Below are 18,964 nucleotides of genomic sequence, written 5' to 3'. Positions count from 1 at the left end.
TGTATATGCTGCAGAGTATTTTTGTGAAGAATTTTGTATTAATTGATGAAGTATCCCTGGAATTTCAAAAGGGATTATCTGCATTTACTGGTGAAACAGGTGCTGGTAAGTCGCTTTTAATGGATGCCATTGGTGTCTTAAAAGGTGATCGTGCCAATGCCGGTATGGTAAAAAAAGGCTGTGATAAAGCAATCATTGAAGGTGCTTTTCTTATTGAACATGAAGCTTTGATCAAACAGTTAGAAGCAGATGGTTTTGATATGGAAGAAGGCCTTTTGATTATCACAAGAGAAATCACAAAAGAAGGAAAAAGCACAACACGCGTGAATCATCGCGTTTCTTCTGTTTCCTATGTGAAAGAAATCATATCACGAATCGTGGATATCCACTCTCAGCATGATACACAATATCTGTTGAATGCACGTTATCATCTGTCTTTATTAGATAACTTTGTGAAAGAAGATGCGCTGCGTGAGGAGGTATACCATACATATCATGCTTATAAGAAAATCAAAGATGAACTGGAAGCAGCTTTATCCAGTGACTATAATGAAGATGATTTAGAGTACCTGACATTTCAGTTAAATGAAATCGATCAGGCAGAGCTTAGAGAAGAAGAACTGGATGAACTGGAAACACAGTTAAAACGCATGCAGTCTTTTGAAAAAATCAGTGAAGGCGTACAAATCGCCATCGACAAGCTGGAGCAGGAAGTGCATCCTGGTTTATATCAGGCTTTTAAACCACTTTCCACATTGCCAGATGATCGTTTGACAAAGATGTCTGAAACATTAAGTGACCATTACTATCAAATGGAAGATATGATCAGTGAACTGCACGATTTCATGGATCAAATGGAGTATGATGAAGAAATGTTCAATACCATACAGGACCGTATCTTCTTGATACGTAAAATCTATCGTAAATATGGTGGAGATTATTCATCTGTAATGAAAAAACGTGAAGAATTGGATCGAAAGATTGACAGCATCCTGCATCGTCAGGATTTTATCGCAAAACAGGAAACATATTTGAAAAAGGCAGAAGATACCTTTTTAAAGGCAGCACATAAACTTCATGATATCCGACAACTGAAAGCAAATGAGCTTTCTGATTTAGTTGTGCAGCAGTTAAAGGATTTACAGCTGGAGCATGCCCGTTTCAAGATCCAATTTGAAACAATGGAAGGAAATGCCCATGGAATTGATAAAGTAGAATTTATGATTTCCATGAATGCTGGTGAAGCTTTAAAGCCATTATCCCAAACAGCATCCGGTGGGGAATTATCTCGTTTGATGCTGGGATTAAAAACCGTATTTACTTCTCTTATGGGAATGGAAACTGTCATTTTTGATGAAATTGATACAGGTGTCAGTGGTAAAGTAGCATTCGCCATTGGTAGAAAGATGAAACAGTTAAGTGAAACAGCACAGGTATTCTGTGTGACACATTTAGCACCTGTAGCGGCATGTGCCAATACCCATTACATGGTAGAAAAACATCAGGATGAAGAAACAACACATACCAATATCGTTTATTTAAATGAGCAGGAAAGAATCATGGAGTTGGCAAATATTGCCAGTGGTTCACAAAGTGAACATGCCATCAGTTCTGCGAAAGAACTATATGAAACAGCCCAAGGTCATAGGGAATAATTTACTAGAGTGCGCATCATCTAATGAGAGTAGACTAACTTTCAGGAGGTGATGCGTTTTGTATAAAAAAGTCTTATGTATCCTGACATCCTTCGCTTTTTTCTTTGGAAGTATTTCCGCTAAAGAACTGGTGCCAGGAGGTGAAAGTATTGGTATACAGGTGAGTTATGATGGTGTGCTGGTTAGTGGAACCTATACATTTATGGCAGGCAGCCAGCGAATTGATCCATCCCATGTCATCAAGGCAAATGATTTGATTATCGCAATCAATGGTGTAAAAGTTGCTTCTTTACAGGATATGGCCAATGAGATGAATAAATATCAGAAAGAAATCAATGATTTGACAATGACGATTATCCGAAATGATGCAAAGATGGATGTATCGATACAAACAAGTTATGATAAAACTGGTTTTCACAGCGGATTATATGTCAAAGATAAAATCACAGGTGTTGGTACGATATCTTATTATGATCCAGATACAGGAAGGTATGGCGCTTTAGGTCATGAAATTATGGATTCCGATACTCATACATTTGCGAAGGTTCATGAAGGAAATATTTATCCTGCCATTGTAGATGGTATCCAAAAGGCGAAAAAGAATGTTCCTGGTGAGAAACAAGCAACCATTGATTTCACAAAAAGTCTTGGCGATGTTGAAAAAAACAGCAGTCTTGGAATCTTTGGACAATATGATTTGTTGCCTGAAAACAAGCAGGCAATCGAAGTCGGCGATCATACGAAGGTGCATACAGGGAAAGCGATGATTTATACAGTATTATCTGGTAATCAGATAGAAATGTATCAAATTACCATTACAAAAGTGAATAAACAAAACAGCAGGGATATGAAGGGAATCGAATTAACTGTAGATGATCCTGCATTGACAAGTCAAACCAATGGCATCATACAGGGGATGAGTGGTTCTCCTATCATACAGGATGGGCAAATCGTTGGTGCCCTGACTCATGTTGTGACATCAGATCCCATGCGTGGATATGGAGTTTTCATTGATTGGATGCTGGAAGAAAGCGTTTTATAATGAATCTTCGACCTTTTTAACTACCGTATTTGGCAATATGTCAAAAACAATGGTAAAAAAGGTCGATTTTTCATTTTCTTTCTGCAAACTTTGCTAAAATTCTTTTTTCATTTGACAAAACTCGTGCTATTCTGCACCAATACACCGTATAATAAAGTAGGTAAAAGGAGAGAGAGGAACAATATGAACAACAAGATTCAGATTTATGTAGTAGACGATAGCTTAGAAATGATTCATTGTATGAAGGAAGCATTTGCGAAGAGCGATGTGTATCAAATCGTTGGCAGTGCAACGAATGGAGAACAATGTATTAAAGAATTACATGGAAAGCATATTGATGTATTATTGTTAGATTTAATTATGCCGAAGAAAGATGGCATCAGTGTGCTTTCGGATTTAAAAAAGAATAAGATTGAAATTGAACATATCGTATGTACGACGCCATTTGTCAATGATCTTATCGTTAATGCAGTATCGAATTATAAGATTGATTACATATTGATGAAGCCTTTTGAAATAACAGAGCTGGTAGAGAAATTAAATTTCGTGATTGGATTCAGTAAAAAACAGAACATGGCCGCCAGTATAGCAAAGGTCAATCTGAATGAGGATGAAAAGAAACGTATGGTAAAACTGGAACTGGAAGGAGAAATCACAGAAATCTTACATGAAATTGGAATACCTGCGCATATCAAAGGATATATGTATTTAAGAACAGCGATATTGGAAACCTATTTAAATGTTGATTTTCTAGGACAGATCACCAAAGTATTATATCCTGAGATAGCGAAGAAATATGCGACAACTGCTTCTCGAGTAGAAAGAGCAATACGTCATGCGATTGAGGTTGCATGGAACAGGGGCAATATTGATGCCATTGATGATATCTTTGGTTATACGATATCCGCCAGTAAAGCAAAACCAACCAATTCAGAATTTATTGCGATGATTTCTGATAAGCTGCGTTTGGAACATCGTATGAAGAATAAAAACAGTATGATAAAACAATATCGTTAAGGTAGATTTTTTCACAAAATTCCTTTATACTTATCCATAAAGGATGTGTTGTGTTTGAGTGCAAGAGTAATATTTCATATCGATTTAAATTCATTTTTTGCCAGTGCTGAGATTTTAAAAAACTCCGCATTGGCAGGACAACCGGTCGTTGTCGCAGGATTAAACCGCAGAAGTGTTGTATCTACTGCCAGTTATGAAGCCAGAAGCTATGGCGTACATAGTGCTATGCCTCTTCATATGGCGATGGAAAAATGTCCTGAGCTGGTAGTTGTACAAGGCGATTACAGCTGGTATGAGGAATTGAGTGAGCGTTTCTTTAAATATTTAAGAAAGTTTTCTCCTTTTATTGAACCAGCCAGTATTGATGAGTGCTACATGGATGTCACCGAGGCAATCAAGGCTTATAAACGTCCTTTAGATCTTGCTTGGATCATACAGAAAAATGTTATGGATGATTTAAGGCTGCCTTGCAGTATCGGTGTTGCGCCAAATAAATTTTTAGCTAAGATGGCCAGTGATATGCGAAAACCTATGGGAATCACAGTGCTTCGAAAACAGGAGGTACCAAGAAAATTATGGCCATTACCCATTAGTGATATGTGGGGTATTGGCAAGAAAAGTGTTCCTTTATTAATCGAGAATGGCATCGAAACCATTGGTGATCTGGCAAGTGAAGAAAATGAGAAAAAAGTGATGACATTACTAGGTAAACATGCATATGGCTTTATCCAGAATGCTAGAGGCAATGGAAGCAGTAAATTAAATTACAACCAGGGTGTACAATCCATATCCCAATCAACAACACTTGATCGCGATATCAGTGAATATGATGAAGTAAAAACCGTATTTATCCGTTTGGCGAAGTCATTAAGCACAAGAGCTAAAGAAGAACGACTACAGGGAAAACTGATTTCTATATCTATACGCTATAGTGATTTTTCCAATATGGTAAGAAGTGTCAGTTTACAACACTATACCAATGATGTGAATGTATTGATTGAACATGCGTTATATCTATTTGACCACAACTACAGTGGTGCACCCATTCGACATTTAGGGATTGGGCTGGCATCATTTCAAAGTGCGAAAAGCGTTCATCAAATAAATATGTTTCAAGAGCCAATCGAAAACACCAATAAAGTAGATCTGGTACTGGAAGAATTAAATAAACAATTACCCAATGCCAATCTTACCACACTAGGCAGAATGAAAAAAAGCTGAATATGTCGAACGAAAAGAAGCTATGAAACTTCTTTTTTTTCATATGCTCTAGTAGAGGTGAGTACATGAAACAACAAGCATATCATGGCTTTTTCAGGAAATATCGTCACGTATATCTGTTTATCGGGATATTGTTGATTGCAGGAATTGCGGCTGGACTTTATTTCAGTAAGACCATCGACATCAATGATATGAAAAATTTTACCAGTTATATGAATTCCATATCCAGTGATTCTACCTCTTTTTCAGCACAGCTGTTTTCAGGTATCATCTTCATCCTTTTTGTGTTTTTATTAGGTACCAGTATCATCGGCATCCCACTCATCAGTTTCATTATCTTTTCCAAGGGGATGCAGATTGGTTTCTCTTGCGCATTGTTTGTCTATACCTATCAATTAAAGGGTATCGCAGGCATTATATTAACATTATTTCCTCAACTAGTAATCGATTGTTTAGCAACTTTCTTAATATCCGCAAGTGCCATCCAGCTAAGTATGTATTTGATCATCTCTTGCAGCAATCGTGAGAAACTGGATTTTCACAGATTATTCAATTCGATTTTAAATGATCTGATCATCTGCTTTATCATGGTTATAGCAGAAGCATATGTAAAAGCTGATTTGATGGTCTGGTTTGTAAAACTGTTTAATCTCATAGGGAAATAAGGTAGCTGAATCTTGGATACAATGATATAATATACAGGAAAAAGTGAGGGATTCTATGGGTTATACGTATGATTTTATCAATGGCACAGATATTTATTTATATCAGGATGAAGAGATGTTTCGCATGAACAGCGATACCGCTTTATTGGCAAATTTCATGAAGATCAAACGAAACGATCGTGTATTAGATATCGGTACCAATAATGGTGCACTGTTGGCTGTCGCAAACAGCTTTGCACCATCTTGCTTAATCGGTATTGATATACAGGAAAAAGCAGTGGCACTTGCCCGTTATAATATGGAACAATTAAACATTCCCCATGCACAGATTTTGTTGGGAGATGTCAAGGATATGAAAATGCCAAAGGTTGATGTGGTCATCTGTAATCCTCCATACTTTCCAGATCACACCACAAGCGCAAAAAATGAAACGGAAGCACTTCGAATCGCACGTCATGAGATCTATCTATCTTTAGATACACTTGCGAAAAAAGCTGGGGAGGCACTTGATGAAAAGGGGCGTTTTTATTTGGTGCATCGAAGTGATCGTCTGATCGATATTGTCACAACACTTCGTACATATCGTCTGGAAACAAGGAGTATTCAATTTGTTTATGATGAAAACAAAAAGGAAGCAATTTCAGTTTTGATTGAAGCAATCAAAGATGGAAAACCAAACTGTCATATTTTAAAACCAATCTATAAGACACGTTCATAAGTTTCAGGGTCTTTTTATGAGAAATAATAAGAAAGCTGTGGTATAATAATTTAGGTGGTTTAAATGAATATCGATGAAGCAAAAGAAGATTATATCCACTATATCCGTGTTGTTGATCAAAAATCGCTGGCGACGGTTTCTTCCTATACCCATGATTTAGATTTATATACTGCATATTTAAATAATCAGGGGATTTCATGTATGGAAGATATTACTGTTTCCCATCTACAGGATTTTCTTGCCATACAAAGTGATCAAAAAGCGGCTGGCAGCGTCAATCGAATGATCGTATCGATTCATATGTTTCATCGTTTTATCAGTATGAATAATCCAGACATTGATGATCCAAGCCAGCATATACATGGTCGAAGGACAAGCAAAAAACTGCCAAAGTATTTTAATGTTCATGATATTGAAATACTCTTAGACAGCTTTGATGAAAGTGATCAGGGACTGTTTGATAAAGCCATACTGGAAGTATTATATGGCTGTGGACTTCGTGTCAGTGAATTATGTGGACTTCATATGTCTATGATCAATCTGGACCATGGCTTTTTACGGGTCATAGGTAAAGGGGATAAAGAACGTATGATTCCTATGCATCAAAGAAGCATTGATGCTTTACAAAATTATATCGTTCATGTACGCCCACAATGGCTGAAGAAAAAAACACAGTATGTGTTTGTGAAGGCGAATGGAAACCCGTTATTAAGACAGGATGTACATAAACTGATCAAAGCCAGATTACATATGTTAGGATTGAATGAAGCATTAAGTGCCCATAGCTTTCGCCATAGTTTTGCGACACATCTGCTTGATGGTGGCACTGACTTGCGTGTGGTACAGGAATTGCTGGGGCATAGTGATATTGCAACCACACAGATTTATACCCATATACAAAATAAAAAATTGAAGGATGCTTATACATCCTTTCATCCATTCGCAAAGGAGGATAAAAACGATGAAAAAATATAAGCGTATATTTACAATCGTCATCGATTCCTTAGGCGTAGGCGCTATGCCAAATGCTGCCCACTATGATGATGAAGGCAGTGATACCTTAGGACATATTGATGAACATATGAAACCATTTAATATTCCTCATCTTGCTGATTTAGGACTTGCAAATCTACATCCTCTTCAACATGTAGAATCACGTGTAAACCCACTTGGGTATTATACAAAGATGTTAGAAGCAAGTGTTGGAAAAGATACGATGACCGGTCATTGGGAAATGATGGGATTACATATCACGACACCTTTTCAAACATTCACGGAAACAGGCTTTCCAAAAGAACTGCTGGATGAGTTAAGTAAACGCTGTGGTCATAAGATTATTGGAAATAAAGCGGCTAGTGGCACAGCCATATTAGAAGAGCTTGGCCAACAATCCAATGATACTGGAGATATGATTGTATATACAAGTGCAGATAGTGTGCTTCAAATCTGTGGCAATGAAGAAACATTTGGCTTAGATGAATTATACCGTTGTTGTGAAATTGCCAGAGAATTGACTATGAAAGATGAATGGAAAGTTGGTCGTGTGATTGCCAGACCCTATGTAGGTAATTGCAAGGATGGTTTTACACGTACATCCAATCGTCATGACTATGCATTAAAGCCTTATGGAGAAACAACATTAAATGCATTGATGAATGCTGGCTATGATGTGATTTCCATTGGGAAAATAAAGGATATCTTTGATGGTGAAGGAATCACACAGGCATATAAATCAAAAAGCAGTGTGCATGGAATGACACAAACATTAGAAGTCATGGATCAGGATTTTACTGGTTTATGCTTTGTGAATCTTGTGGATTTTGATGCCTTATGGGGACATCGTAGAAATCCTGTTGGATATGGAAAAGAATTGGAAGCATTTGATCAGTCTTTAGGACTTGTATTAGATAAATTAAAATGTGATGATTTATTGATCATCACCGCAGACCATGGAAATGACCCTACCTATAAAGGCAGTGATCATACCAAGGAAATGGTACCATTTTTAGCATATTCACCATCGATGAATGGTCATGGTTTATTGCCATACAGTAATAGCTTTGCGATGGTTGGCGCAACCATTGCGGATAACTTTGATGTGGCAATGCCTGAACATACGATTGGTAAGAGTATATTAGAGGAACTCAGATAGAATAGAGAAGGAGTGTACGTAAAATGAGTAACTGTAACAGTTGTCCTAGTAAAGGAACATGTGGCAAAAGTGAAGATTCTTGTGGAATCCAGAACAATGTCAACAACAAGATCAAACACGTGATTGGCGTGATGAGTGGAAAAGGCGGTGTTGGAAAAAGCAGCATGAGCGTATTGCTTGCGAAAGCACTTGCGGATATGGGATATCAGGTAGGTATTATGGATGCTGATATCACTGGTCCAAGTATTCCTCGTCTAATGGGGCTGGAAAGAGAAAAAGCATATGGAACAAATGATGCTATTCAGCCAGTTATAGATAAAGACGGCATCAAAGTCATGTCATTAAACTTCTTAATGGAAGATGAAAACCAGCCAGTTGTATGGCGTGGCCCAATTGTTGGCAATGCGGTACGTCAGTTCTGGACAGATGTCATCTGGGGAGAATTGGATTACCTGTTAATTGATATGCCTCCTGGAACAGGAGATGTTGCTTTGACGGTATTACAGAATATACCTGTCAATGGAGTTGTCATGGTATCCACACCACAGCCAATGGTTTCTATGATCGTATCAAAAGCAATCAATATGTGTCATCAGGTAGAAGTACCAGTATTAGGTGTTATTGAAAACATGAGCTATGTTGTATGTCCTGATTGTGGTAAACGTATTGAAATCTTCCAGCAGAAGAATACAGAGGATTTCTTAAAAGAAAACAATTTGGAATTGTGGGCAGAATTGCCTATGACACCAAGCATCAATATGATTCATCAAGATGATAACTTTGACAGCGAAACAGCAAAAGAAATGAAAGCATGGATTCAGCCAGCTGCTGAAAAACTGGTAGAAAAATTCAAATAAGCAAGAAAGGCCGATTTTTCGGCCTTTTTTTCTGTCACAAGAGCATTAGAAAAGAATATCTTTAAATATCCATATTTTTCAATGTGAAAAAATATGAAAAATAATGTGAAAATTATTTCCTTTTACGATGATTTGTGCTATATTATTAAAGGATTTTTTGACACAAGAAAACCTTAAAAAATCCCTAAGGAGGAATCATATTATGCCAGGTTATGTAGTAGTAGGTACCCAATGGGGCGATGAAGGAAAAGGGAAGGTCGTAGACTATCTTGGATCAAAAATGGATTATGTCGTTCGTTTTCAGGGTGGAAACAACGCAGGACATACGGTAGTTGTAAAAGATGAAAAAGTAGTTTTACATCTTTTGCCTAGTGGTGTTCTTCAAAAAGCAACATGTGTGATTGGACCAGGTGTTGTTGTAGATCCATTCGTGTTTCTTGATGAAATCAAGGCACTGGAAGACAAAGGAATGCATACAGATCATGTGAAAATATCTGATTGTTCCCACATCATTATGCCATATCACGTATTGTTAGATGAATTAATTGAAGAATCATTAAAAGATAATAAAATTGGTACAACCAAACGTGGTATCGGACCATGTTATGCTGATAAATATTCACGTACAGGACTTCGCATGGGCGATCTTCTGGACTTTGAAAGCTTTAAAAAGAAACTGAAAACGGCAGTGGATATGAAAAACATAACCTTTCAGAAAGTATATGATCATAAAGGCTTTGACTATGAAGAACTGGTTCAAAGATTTGAAAAGATCAAAGATTTGTTAACACCAAGAATCATCAATGCCCAGATTGAAGTCAATCAGGCATTAGATGAAAATAAACAGGTATTATTTGAGGGTGCGCAGGCAGCTATGCTGGATATCAATTATGGAAACTATCCATATGTGACATCTTCTTCACCAACGAGTGCAGGTGTATGTACAGGTGCAGGTGTATCACCTAAAAAACTGGATGTGATCATTGGTATTGCCAAAGCATATTCTACCCGTGTGGGAGAAGGCCCATTTGTTTGTGAGCTGTTTGATGACATGGGAGAAACACTAAGAACAAAAGGTCATGAATTTGGCGCAACAACTGGCAGACCAAGACGTTGTGGATGGTTAGATGTCAATGTTGTACGTCATGCGGCAATGATCAACGGTTTAACAGATTTGGTCATTACGAAACTGGACATCCTAACAGGCATCAAAACAATCAAAATGTGTGTTGCATATGAAATTGATGGAAAACGTTATGACTATATTCCAAGCAGCGTAGAAGATTTAGCAAAAGCCAAACCTATCTATGAAGAATTTGAAGGCTGGAATGAAGATATATCCAAAATGCATACGTATGAGGAACTGCCAGAGAACGCAAAAAAATATCTGGCACGTATCGAAGAACTTACAAAGACAAAGATTTCCATGATCTCTGTTGGTCCAGAACGAAACTGTAATATCGTTGTGAAAGAAATGATAAAATAATCTATTGAACAAAGGCGTTCATGAAGAGAAAAACAACTGCTTTTTCTATCTTCATAAACGCTTTTTTTATTGTTTTCGGATGAAGTGGATACACTAACAATGATAAACGAGGTGAACAAATGAAACTAAATGTTTTAATCGTATCCAGTCAAAGAAGCCTGAATCAACGTATCAAAGAGATACTATTGAAAGAAAGTGTATCCATCATCACTTTCTGTGATCGACTTGATCAAATAGAAGAGGAATGTAAACAAATGACATATGATATGATGATTGTAAATGAGGATAGTATCCATGACATTCATAACCTCATGATCTATCATAAAAAATTTTCCTGCATCATTGTATGCTTGAAACATCAAGTAAAAGAATCATATCTTCATCAATGCAAGGCACATCATATGGTGATCTTGATGAAACCAATAAAAAAACATGTATTCACACAGATCCTACAGGTCTGTATACAATCACAGCTTCAGATGAAAGAAAACAATCAAAAACTGCAGGCATTAAACCAGCGTTATCAGGAATTAAAGATCATTCATCATGCAAAATATCTGTTGATGGAAAAGGAACATTTAAACGAATCACAAGCCCATCGTATGATTGAAAAACAAGCGATGGATAAACGATGTAGTAAACTTGTGATAGCGCAAAGATATATTAAAAAATATGAAGAAAAAGGAGAATAAGTATATGTGTAAATTTATATTTGTGACTGGTGGTGTTGTTAGTGGTCTTGGAAAAGGTATCACAGCAGCATCGTTAGGAAGATTATTAAAATCAAGAGGATTAAATGTAACGGCGATGAAATTAGACCCATATATCAATGTGGATCCTGGCACCATGAGTCCTTATCAGCATGGAGAGGTCTTTGTGACAGAAGATGGTAGTGAAACGGATTTGGATTTAGGTCACTATGAACGTTTCATGGATGAAGACTTAAATCAATATTCTAATATCACAACAGGAAAAGTTTATTGGAATGTCCTACAAAAAGAACGTGCAGGTAAATATCTAGGAGAAACTGTACAGGTAATACCACATATCACCAATGAAATCAAAGAACATATCTATTTGGCCCAGCAAAAAAGCAAGGCAGATGTCCTGATCTGTGAGGTTGGCGGTACTACTGGTGATATCGAAAGTCAGCCATTTTTAGAAGCCATACGTCAGGTAGCCCTCGAAAAAGGCAGAGCGAATTGCATCTATATGCATGTGACATTGATCCCCTTTATTGAAGGAAGCAATGAACCTAAATCCAAGCCAACTCAGCATTCCGTCAAAGAGCTACATTCCTATGGTATCTTTCCTGATATCTTGATTGCCAGATGTAATCGTCCTATTGACGAACAAATTAAGGAAAAAATCTCATTGTTCTGTGATATTCCAAAGGATTGTGTTATTGAAAATAAAACCTTGGATTCCTTATATGATGTACCATTTATGCTGCAGCAGCAGGGTCTGGATGATATCATATGTAAACGTTTCAGCTTTGATACTCCACAAGCCGATTTATCTGCATGGTCATCTTATATAAAGGAAACAGAGAACATGAACCATGTGAATATTGCGCTGATTGGAAAATATGTCAAGCTGCATGATGCATATCTGTCTGTAATAGAATCTTTACATCACGCAGGCTTTGTGAACCATGCGCATATTCATATCAAGTGGATCGACAGTGAAACAATTACAAACGATAGTATACAGGAGTTATTAAGCGATGTGCAGGGCATCTTAATCCCCGGTGGATTTGGAAGCAGGGGAGTAGAAGGAAAGATACTTGCAGCTACATATGCACGTGAACACAATATTCCATATCTTGGGATCTGTTTGGGTATGCAGATTGCTTCTATTGCATTTGCCCGCAGTGTTCTACAATACAAGGATGCCAATTCTATTGAATTTGATCAAGACACCACACATCCTGTAATTCACTTTATGGATACTCAGAATGATGATTTACAAAAAGGTGGCACCATGCGATTAGGTGCTTATCCTATGCGTATAAAAAAAGACACACAATTATATGCCTGTTATCAAGAAATAGAAATAAGTGAACGTCATCGTCATCGTTATGAATTCAATCAAGCGTATCGAAATGCCTTTGAACAACATGGTATGATCATATCTGGTACATCATTGGATGATGAACTGGTAGAGGCAATCGAATATTCTGACAATGATTTTTATATTGGTGTACAATATCATCCTGAATTTAAAAGCCGTATCAACCGGCCACATCCTTTATTTGTAAATTTTGTGAGATATGCATTAAAGCATAAATAAAAGCATCATCACAGCTGTATGATGCTTTTTTTCATATATTAAACGTTGATATCCGCATGCATGCCTAGTGCGGATTTTTCTTGTTCCAGAATAGGATCAATATAATCTCTAAAGAATTCAACTGTCTGATTTGGTGCACGTCCTACAAAGTTTTCAGGGGACATGATGGATTTTAGTTGTTCCATATCCTGCGGGAATGCATCATCATGAGCGATTCTTTCCAACAAATCATTTTCTTTACCTTCTACTTTTACCATTTTACCAGCTTCCATAGAATGTACACGAATATGTTCATGTAACTCCTGACGATCGCCACCAGCTTTTACAGCATCCATCAAGATCATTTCTGTCGCCATAAAAGGCAGCTCTTTCATCAAATGAGATTCAATAACCTTAGGATATACAACCAGACCATCAGTGATATTCAAGTATAAATCTAAAATACCATCAATGGCAAGGAATGCTTCCGGAATACTGATACGTTTATTTGCGGAATCATCCAGAGTTCTTTCAAACCATTGTGTAGCAGCAACAATGGCAGGATTTAATGTATCCGCAATCACATAGTTGGCAAGGGAAGCCATACGTTCACTTCTCATAGGATTACGTTTATAAGCCATAGCACTAGAGCCAATCTGTCCCTTTTCAAAAGGTTCTTCTACTTCTTTTAAGTTTTGTAGTAAACGAATATCATTAGAGAACTTATGTGCACTTTGTGCAATAGCCCCTAAAGCATTTAAGATACGAGAATCCACCTTACGGGAATATGTCTGTGTAGATACAGGATAGCTTTCCTTATATCCCATCTTATCCGCAACCATCTGGTCTAATTTCTTTACTTTATCTTCATCATTATCAAATAATTCCATAAAGCTTGCCTGTGTACCAGTAGTTCCTTTACATCCACGAAGCTTTTTATTTTCTAATAAATAACAGATATCTTCATAATCCATTAACAGATCCTGTGCCCAGATTGCTGCACGTTTTCCAAGCGTTGTTGGCTGTGCAGGCTGGAAATGTGTAAATGCCAAAACTGGCAGATCTTTATATTCCAATGCAAATTTTTCTAATTCTGCAAGAACATTTACCAGCTTTTTCTTTACCAGCTCCAAAGCTTCATACATGATGATAAGATCTGTGTTATCTCCAACGAAACATGAAGTAGCGCCTAAATGAATGATGCCTTTTGCATTAGGACATTGTTCACCATATGCATAAACATGGCTCATCACATCATGACGAACGATTTTTTCACGCTCTTTTGCGACATCATAATTGATATCCTCTGCATGTGCTTTTAATTCATCGATTTGTTCCTGTGTGATATCCAAGCCTAGCTCTTTTTCACTTTCCGCAAGTGCAATCCACAGCTTTCTCCAAGTCTTGAATTTTTTGTCCTGAGAGAATAACTGCTGCATTTCTTTTCCTGCATAACGCTGTCCTAAAGGACTTTCATATCTATCGTACATATGTATGATTCCTTTCTTTTATTTGATGCCTAAACGGCGATATACTTCCTGGTATGCATCTTCTACATTTCCAAGATCTCGTCTGAAACGATCCTTATCTAAATGATCATGTGTATGAATATCCCAGAAACGACAAGTATCAGGAGAGATTTCATCTGCCAGCACGATTTGATCATGATAACGGCCAAATTCCAGTTTAAAATCAATTAATTCAATATCTGCGGCTTCGAAAATGTGTTTTAGCTCTTCATTTACTTTAAATGCCATATCAGAAATAGTATCAATATCTTGCTGGGTAGCAATACCAATTGCCAATGCCATGTAGTGATTGATCATAGGATCACCTAAATCATCATTTTTATAGCTGAATTCAAGTATTGGACATTTCAATTCCATACCTTCTTCAAGGCCCATACGTTTTGCGAAGCTTCCTGCAACTTTATTACGGACAATCACCTCCAAAGGTACGATTTCCACCTTTTTCACTAACGTTCTACGATCATCCAGTTCTTCGATAAAATGTGTTGGGATGCCTTTTTCTTCCAGCTTTTGTAGTAAGAAGTTAGTCATTTTGTTGTTTACAACACCTTTGCCTATGATCGTTCCTTTTTTTGCTCCGTTGAATGCTGTTGCATCATCCTTGTAATCAACGATCACCTGATCAGGGTTCTCAGTAGCAAAAACCTTTTTTGCCTTACCTTCGTATAACATTTCTAACTCTTTCATTTTGTTCGTCCTCCATATGTAGAACACTTTGAGGCAATGATTCAGCGTAAGAAAAATCAGCTGAACCACCCACCTGAATTTTCTACCTTTCAATTATAGGGCAGTGTTTTTTTGATGTCAATAAACATATGAAAAAAACTGTAAATAGGGGAATGATATAACTTCCTATTTACAGTTTCTAAATTTTCTATTTACCTAAAATCATGTTTGTTAAATCAACAGGATCAACAATCGCGCCATCTTTATAAACACGCATGTTTCCAGAAGCAATTTCGTCAATCAGAATTACTTCATCATTGTTGTAACCAAATTCAAATTTGATATCATACAGATCAAGACCTTTTTTCTTTAAATCATCTGCAACGATCTGTGTAATTTTTAAAGTCTGTTCTTTCATGCTGGCGAATTGTTCTTCACTCATGATACCAAGAGCTGCAAGACCTTCACTTGTGATTAGTGGATCACCTTTTGCATCATCTTTTAACGTAGTTTCAACATAGCCCCCAACAAGAGGTGTACCATCTTCGATATAATCACCATAACGACGGATAAAGCTTCCTGTAGCAACTAGACGACAGATAACTTCCAATCCTTTACCAAATACTTTGGCAGGCAATACTTCCATTGTAGCATTTTCGATATCAGCACTAACATAGTGAGTTTTGATACCTGCATCTTTTAAAATTTCAAAGAAGTGAATAGAAGTTTCAAGGTTTGCTTTTCCAATACCTTCGATTGTTAAACCGACAGAGTTTTCACCTGGATCAAATACGCCATCTTTTCCAGTGCAATCATCCTTGAATTTCAACATTACGTTTCCATTGTCTAATGCGTAGACATCTTTTGTCTTACCTTCGTAAATTTTTTTCATGATTTTCCTCCATTTATCATAACACGATTATTATATCATTATTTTTTTGAATTTCTATGTAAAATTTGGCATTTACACTATTTTTTTAAAATTTTTTTCTGATTTTATTCATCAAAAACACAAAAACGGTGCTTTTTTCAATTAATCAACAGCTGGAAACACATAATAAGAAAGAAAATGACATAAAAAGACATGTTAACGTGGAACTTTTCACTCATTCCATGTATAATAAAAAAGTCTAAAAAGAACAATTACTTCCAAGGGAGGAATTATATGAATACGATTTCTATTTTAGCAACAAAACTTTCAGCATTCTTATTAAGGCTGATTCACAGAGGCGGCTCTATGCCAGGCTCTATAGGATTGAGGATATCCCCACATGTTTTGAAAAGTCTGAAAATCAATTGTCCCGTCATTTTGGTAACAGGCACCAATGGAAAAACATCTACCAGCAATATGATTGCGGATATGATGATGCAAGCCAATAAAAAAGTTATCAATAATCGAAAAGGGGATAACCTGAAAGAAGGAATCACCACAGCCCTTTTAACCAATACCGGATTTAACAAAAAGGTACATGCGGATGCCATTGTATTGGAAGTAGACGAATTAAATATTCCATTCATTATGAAGAATCTTCATGTAGATGCGCTGGTTGTGACAAATTTCTTTCGAGATCAGTTAGATCGTGCTCGTGAGATGGAACAGCTGATTCAAAAAATCGAATCAGCGATCAAAGATTATGATGGTACACTTGTTTTAAATGGCAATGATCCTAATGTTGTACGTTTAAAAGATGCTGCGTCAAAGGCGAAAACACAATACTTTGGTATTCATGGATGTGCAACCAGTATGAAAAAAACAAATGAAGCCAGTGAAGGAAAATTCTGTCCTCGTTGTGGAAAGCGTTTGGATTATGATTTCTATCAATACTCTCACATTGGTGTATTCCATTGCTCTGGCTGTGATTTCAAAACACCTGAACTAGATATTGCTGGAGATGTGATTGATATCCCAAGACGATTATTTAAATGGCAAAACGAAGAATTCTGTGCACCTCAAGGTGGTTTATATACGATGTATAACTGTATCGCTGTTTTAGCAGTTGCGGATTTATTTAACATTCCATCCACTTGCGCAAAAAAAGCATTTAAAGAAATCAAAGTACCAGATGGTAGAAATGAAACATTTACATATCATAACCATTCTCTGATTTTAAACCTGGTGAAAAATCCAACAGGCGCAAACGAAGTCATGAAAGTCATTGAAGAGGATCATAGTAAGAAAACCATTTTGATCGTATTAAATGATCATGCACAGGATGGTACGGATGTATCATGGATCTATGATACCTTCTTTGAAAAATTGATGTGTGAAGAAACAACGAAAATCATTGTATCTGGTTCACGGTGTTATGATATGGCGCTACGTTTCAAATATGGTGGATATACTGGTGAAATGGAAGTATATGAAAACTTGAAAGACAGCGTCAGCGCATTATTGAAGGCTGATACAACGCTATATGCGATTGCGACCTATACCGCACTACAGCCAGTGAGAAATCTGCTGATAAGCGAAATGAAAGCGTAAGAAAGGATGTGCTGACATGGAGTTGAATGTATGTTGGATGTATCATGATATCATGGATTTATACGGTGATAAAGGCAATATGATGGTTTTAAAGAAACGTTGCCTTGATCGTGGCATCCAAATAAAAATAGATACCTTGTCTATCAAAGATGAGTGTGATTTATCAACATATGATTTATTATTTCTTGGCGGTGGAGCCGATAAAGAACAAAAAATGTTAATTGACGATTTATTATCAAGAAAAGAAAATATTGCGAAAGCAATGAATGAAAATACTTTTATACTATTGATATGTGGTGGCTATCAATTATTTGGACAATATTATATAAGCGCAGACAATGAGAAAATCGAAGGATTGAAATTCTTTGATTATTATACAGAAACAGGCTCCAATGGAACACGTTGTATTGGCAATATTGCGATAGAATGTGATCTTGACGGCAACAAAATTACTGCTGTTGGTTTTGAAAATCATGGTGGACAAACACGCAATGTCAAAACTCCATTGGGACATGTTCTACATGGATATGGAAACAGCTTTGAAGGAAAACAGGAAGGATTCTATAATGGTCAGGTACTTGCGACATATATGCATGGACCATTACTTCCAAAAAATCCAGAAATTACAGATTTTGTTATTTATAAAGCATTAAAGAAAAGAAATCCTGATATTACATTACAGGATTTAGCTCCACTAGATGATACGCTGGAGCATCAAGCTAAAGAATATATGTTAAAAAGATTAAGTTCAAAATAACTATACATAAAAAGCAGGCAAGGGAAGTCAGGTTGAAAAAAACCTGGCTTTTTTGATGTAAAACATGATAAATGATAATTTATATATGATGGTGTATCTTATGAAAATGCATGTATCATGAATGTTATTTGTACAGGGATATGATATCTATTACGGCAAACAAGATTGAGTTTATAGATTTTTCAATAAGATATCATATCTATAATAAATATGTTATAAAAATATGAAGTATAATGATTCGATATTTCAAGATTTTATACAATACAGGATAAGATACATATGTATAATAGATTATAAGATTATGCTTAATACTAATCAATACTAAAAGGAATAAGGAATAATATAGGTATTTATTTGGATGTAATTTGCAATGAGATGTAAAAAGACTGGTGATTATACATCTGGTTGCAAAATAGAATATAGCTTTCACAAAAAAGATAAGCTGA

17 protein-coding genes are annotated in these 18,964 nt (G+C 36.4%); 14 read left to right on the top strand and 3 right to left on the bottom strand.

The annotated features are described in order from the left end of the window. Positions 1-5: 5 nt before the first annotated feature. The 12 genes from recN (at position 6) to DW114_RS10135 (ending at position 13,105) form a co-directional block, all read left to right on the top strand. Positions 6-1,655, top strand: a complete 1,650-nt coding sequence (recN, locus tag DW114_RS10190; protein WP_117453647.1) for a DNA repair protein RecN — start codon at positions 6-8, stop codon at positions 1,653-1,655. Between the two features lie 58 nt (positions 1,656-1,713). Further along, positions 1,714-2,697, top strand: coding sequence for a SpoIVB peptidase S55 domain-containing protein (locus DW114_RS10185; protein WP_117453646.1), 984 nt, complete (start codon positions 1,714-1,716; stop codon positions 2,695-2,697). Between the two features lie 183 nt (positions 2,698-2,880). Next, positions 2,881-3,714, top strand: coding sequence for a sporulation transcription factor Spo0A (spo0A, locus tag DW114_RS10180; protein WP_117453645.1), 834 nt, complete (start codon positions 2,881-2,883; stop codon positions 3,712-3,714). A 45-nt stretch (positions 3,715-3,759) separates the two neighbouring features. Then, a complete protein-coding gene (dinB, locus tag DW114_RS10175) occupies positions 3,760-4,935 on the top strand; it encodes a DNA polymerase IV (RefSeq protein WP_233509561.1) in 1,176 nt (391 codons plus the stop codon). Between the two features lie 65 nt (positions 4,936-5,000). Then, the gene (locus DW114_RS10170; protein ID WP_117453643.1) at positions 5,001-5,600 is read left to right on the top strand and encodes a stage II sporulation protein M; all 600 of its coding nucleotides are present in this window, start codon (positions 5,001-5,003) and stop codon (positions 5,598-5,600) included. A 55-nt stretch (positions 5,601-5,655) separates the two neighbouring features. Beyond that, positions 5,656-6,318, top strand: a complete 663-nt coding sequence (locus tag DW114_RS10165; RefSeq protein WP_117453642.1) for a tRNA1(Val) (adenine(37)-N6)-methyltransferase — start codon at positions 5,656-5,658, stop codon at positions 6,316-6,318. A gap of 63 nt (positions 6,319-6,381) precedes the next feature. Further along, positions 6,382-7,293 carry a tyrosine recombinase gene (locus DW114_RS10160; protein WP_117453641.1) on the top strand — a complete coding sequence of 304 codons (912 nt, stop codon included), beginning with the start codon at positions 6,382-6,384 and terminating at the stop codon, positions 7,291-7,293. Then, complete coding sequence (locus DW114_RS10155) at positions 7,280-8,470, top strand: phosphopentomutase (RefSeq protein ID WP_117453640.1); 1,191 nt, start codon at positions 7,280-7,282, stop codon at positions 8,468-8,470. The genes DW114_RS10160 and DW114_RS10155 overlap by 14 nt, the downstream gene beginning before the upstream one ends. Positions 8,471-8,493: 23 nt before the next feature. Further along, positions 8,494-9,327 (top strand): Mrp/NBP35 family ATP-binding protein, encoded by an 834-nt coding sequence (locus DW114_RS10150; protein WP_117453639.1) that lies wholly within the window; start codon positions 8,494-8,496, stop codon positions 9,325-9,327. Positions 9,328-9,529: 202 nt separating this feature from the next. Beyond that, positions 9,530-10,813 (top strand): adenylosuccinate synthase, encoded by a 1,284-nt coding sequence (locus DW114_RS10145; protein ID WP_117453638.1) that lies wholly within the window; start codon positions 9,530-9,532, stop codon positions 10,811-10,813. A gap of 119 nt (positions 10,814-10,932) precedes the next feature. Then, a complete protein-coding gene (locus DW114_RS10140; protein WP_117453637.1) occupies positions 10,933-11,505 on the top strand; it encodes an ANTAR domain-containing response regulator in 573 nt (190 codons plus the stop codon). 4 nt (positions 11,506-11,509) lie between these two features. Next, positions 11,510-13,105 carry a CTP synthase gene (locus tag DW114_RS10135; RefSeq protein WP_117453636.1) on the top strand — a complete coding sequence of 532 codons (1,596 nt, stop codon included), beginning with the start codon at positions 11,510-11,512 and terminating at the stop codon, positions 13,103-13,105. A gap of 38 nt (positions 13,106-13,143) precedes the next feature. On the opposite strand, the gene purB is transcribed toward DW114_RS10135, so the two are convergent. The 3 genes from purB to DW114_RS10120 all read right to left on the bottom strand — a co-directional run bounded on the left by purB (position 13,144) and on the right by DW114_RS10120 (position 16,171). Continuing rightward, positions 13,144-14,574, bottom strand: a complete 1,431-nt coding sequence (purB, locus tag DW114_RS10130; protein ID WP_117453635.1) for an adenylosuccinate lyase — start codon at positions 14,572-14,574, stop codon at positions 13,144-13,146. 18 nt (positions 14,575-14,592) lie between these two features. Further along, positions 14,593-15,300, bottom strand: a complete 708-nt coding sequence (gene purC, locus DW114_RS10125; protein ID WP_117453634.1) for a phosphoribosylaminoimidazolesuccinocarboxamide synthase — start codon at positions 15,298-15,300, stop codon at positions 14,593-14,595. Positions 15,301-15,487: 187 nt separating this feature from the next. Then, positions 15,488-16,171, bottom strand: coding sequence for a phosphoribosylaminoimidazolesuccinocarboxamide synthase (locus DW114_RS10120; protein WP_117453633.1), 684 nt, complete (start codon positions 16,169-16,171; stop codon positions 15,488-15,490). A gap of 273 nt (positions 16,172-16,444) precedes the next feature. Between DW114_RS10120 and DW114_RS10115 the strand changes: the two genes are divergently transcribed. Together DW114_RS10115 and DW114_RS10110 are read left to right on the top strand one after the other, a co-directional pair. Beyond that, entirely contained in the window at positions 16,445-17,761 is a 1,317-nt protein-coding gene (locus DW114_RS10115; RefSeq protein ID WP_117453632.1) for a Mur ligase family protein, read from the top strand. Between the two features lie 16 nt (positions 17,762-17,777). Beyond that, positions 17,778-18,518, top strand: a complete 741-nt coding sequence (locus tag DW114_RS10110; protein ID WP_117453631.1) for a type 1 glutamine amidotransferase — start codon at positions 17,778-17,780, stop codon at positions 18,516-18,518. Positions 18,519-18,964: the final 446 nt, after the last annotated feature.

It is taken from the genome of Absiella sp. AM09-50 (assembly GCF_003433845.1).
GTDB lineage: Bacteria > Bacillota_I > Bacilli_A > Erysipelotrichales > Erysipelotrichaceae > Hoskinsella > Hoskinsella hominis.
The sequence above is the reverse complement of the archived record's forward strand: the minus strand, read 5'-3'. Positions and strand labels throughout refer to the sequence as shown.

What these genes read in the sequence shown, in the direction of transcription:
- recN (WP_117453647.1), top strand. Translation starts at nt 6, where the DNA reads ATGCTGCAGAGTATTTTTGTGAAGAATTTTGTATTAATTGATGAAGTA.
- spo0A (WP_117453645.1), top strand. Translation starts at nt 2,881, where the DNA reads ATGAACAACAAGATTCAGATTTATGTAGTAGACGATAGCTTAGAAATG.
- DW114_RS10170 (WP_117453643.1), top strand. Translation starts at nt 5,001, where the DNA reads ATGAAACAACAAGCATATCATGGCTTTTTCAGGAAATATCGTCACGTA.
- DW114_RS10165 (WP_117453642.1), top strand. Translation starts at nt 5,656, where the DNA reads ATGGGTTATACGTATGATTTTATCAATGGCACAGATATTTATTTATAT.
- DW114_RS10160 (WP_117453641.1), top strand. Translation starts at nt 6,382, where the DNA reads ATGAATATCGATGAAGCAAAAGAAGATTATATCCACTATATCCGTGTT.
- DW114_RS10155 (WP_117453640.1), top strand. Translation starts at nt 7,280, where the DNA reads ATGAAAAAATATAAGCGTATATTTACAATCGTCATCGATTCCTTAGGC.
- DW114_RS10150 (WP_117453639.1), top strand. Translation starts at nt 8,494, where the DNA reads ATGAGTAACTGTAACAGTTGTCCTAGTAAAGGAACATGTGGCAAAAGT.
- DW114_RS10145 (WP_117453638.1), top strand. Translation starts at nt 9,530, where the DNA reads ATGCCAGGTTATGTAGTAGTAGGTACCCAATGGGGCGATGAAGGAAAA.
- DW114_RS10140 (WP_117453637.1), top strand. Translation starts at nt 10,933, where the DNA reads ATGAAACTAAATGTTTTAATCGTATCCAGTCAAAGAAGCCTGAATCAA.
- DW114_RS10135 (WP_117453636.1), top strand. Translation starts at nt 11,510, where the DNA reads ATGTGTAAATTTATATTTGTGACTGGTGGTGTTGTTAGTGGTCTTGGA.
- purB (WP_117453635.1), bottom strand. Translation starts at nt 14,574, where the DNA reads ATGTACGATAGATATGAAAGTCCTTTAGGACAGCGTTATGCAGGAAAA.
- purC (WP_117453634.1), bottom strand. Translation starts at nt 15,300, where the DNA reads ATGAAAGAGTTAGAAATGTTATACGAAGGTAAGGCAAAAAAGGTTTTT.
- DW114_RS10120 (WP_117453633.1), bottom strand. Translation starts at nt 16,171, where the DNA reads ATGAAAAAAATTTACGAAGGTAAGACAAAAGATGTCTACGCATTAGAC.
- DW114_RS10115 (WP_117453632.1), top strand. Translation starts at nt 16,445, where the DNA reads ATGAATACGATTTCTATTTTAGCAACAAAACTTTCAGCATTCTTATTA.
- DW114_RS10110 (WP_117453631.1), top strand. Translation starts at nt 17,778, where the DNA reads ATGGAGTTGAATGTATGTTGGATGTATCATGATATCATGGATTTATAC.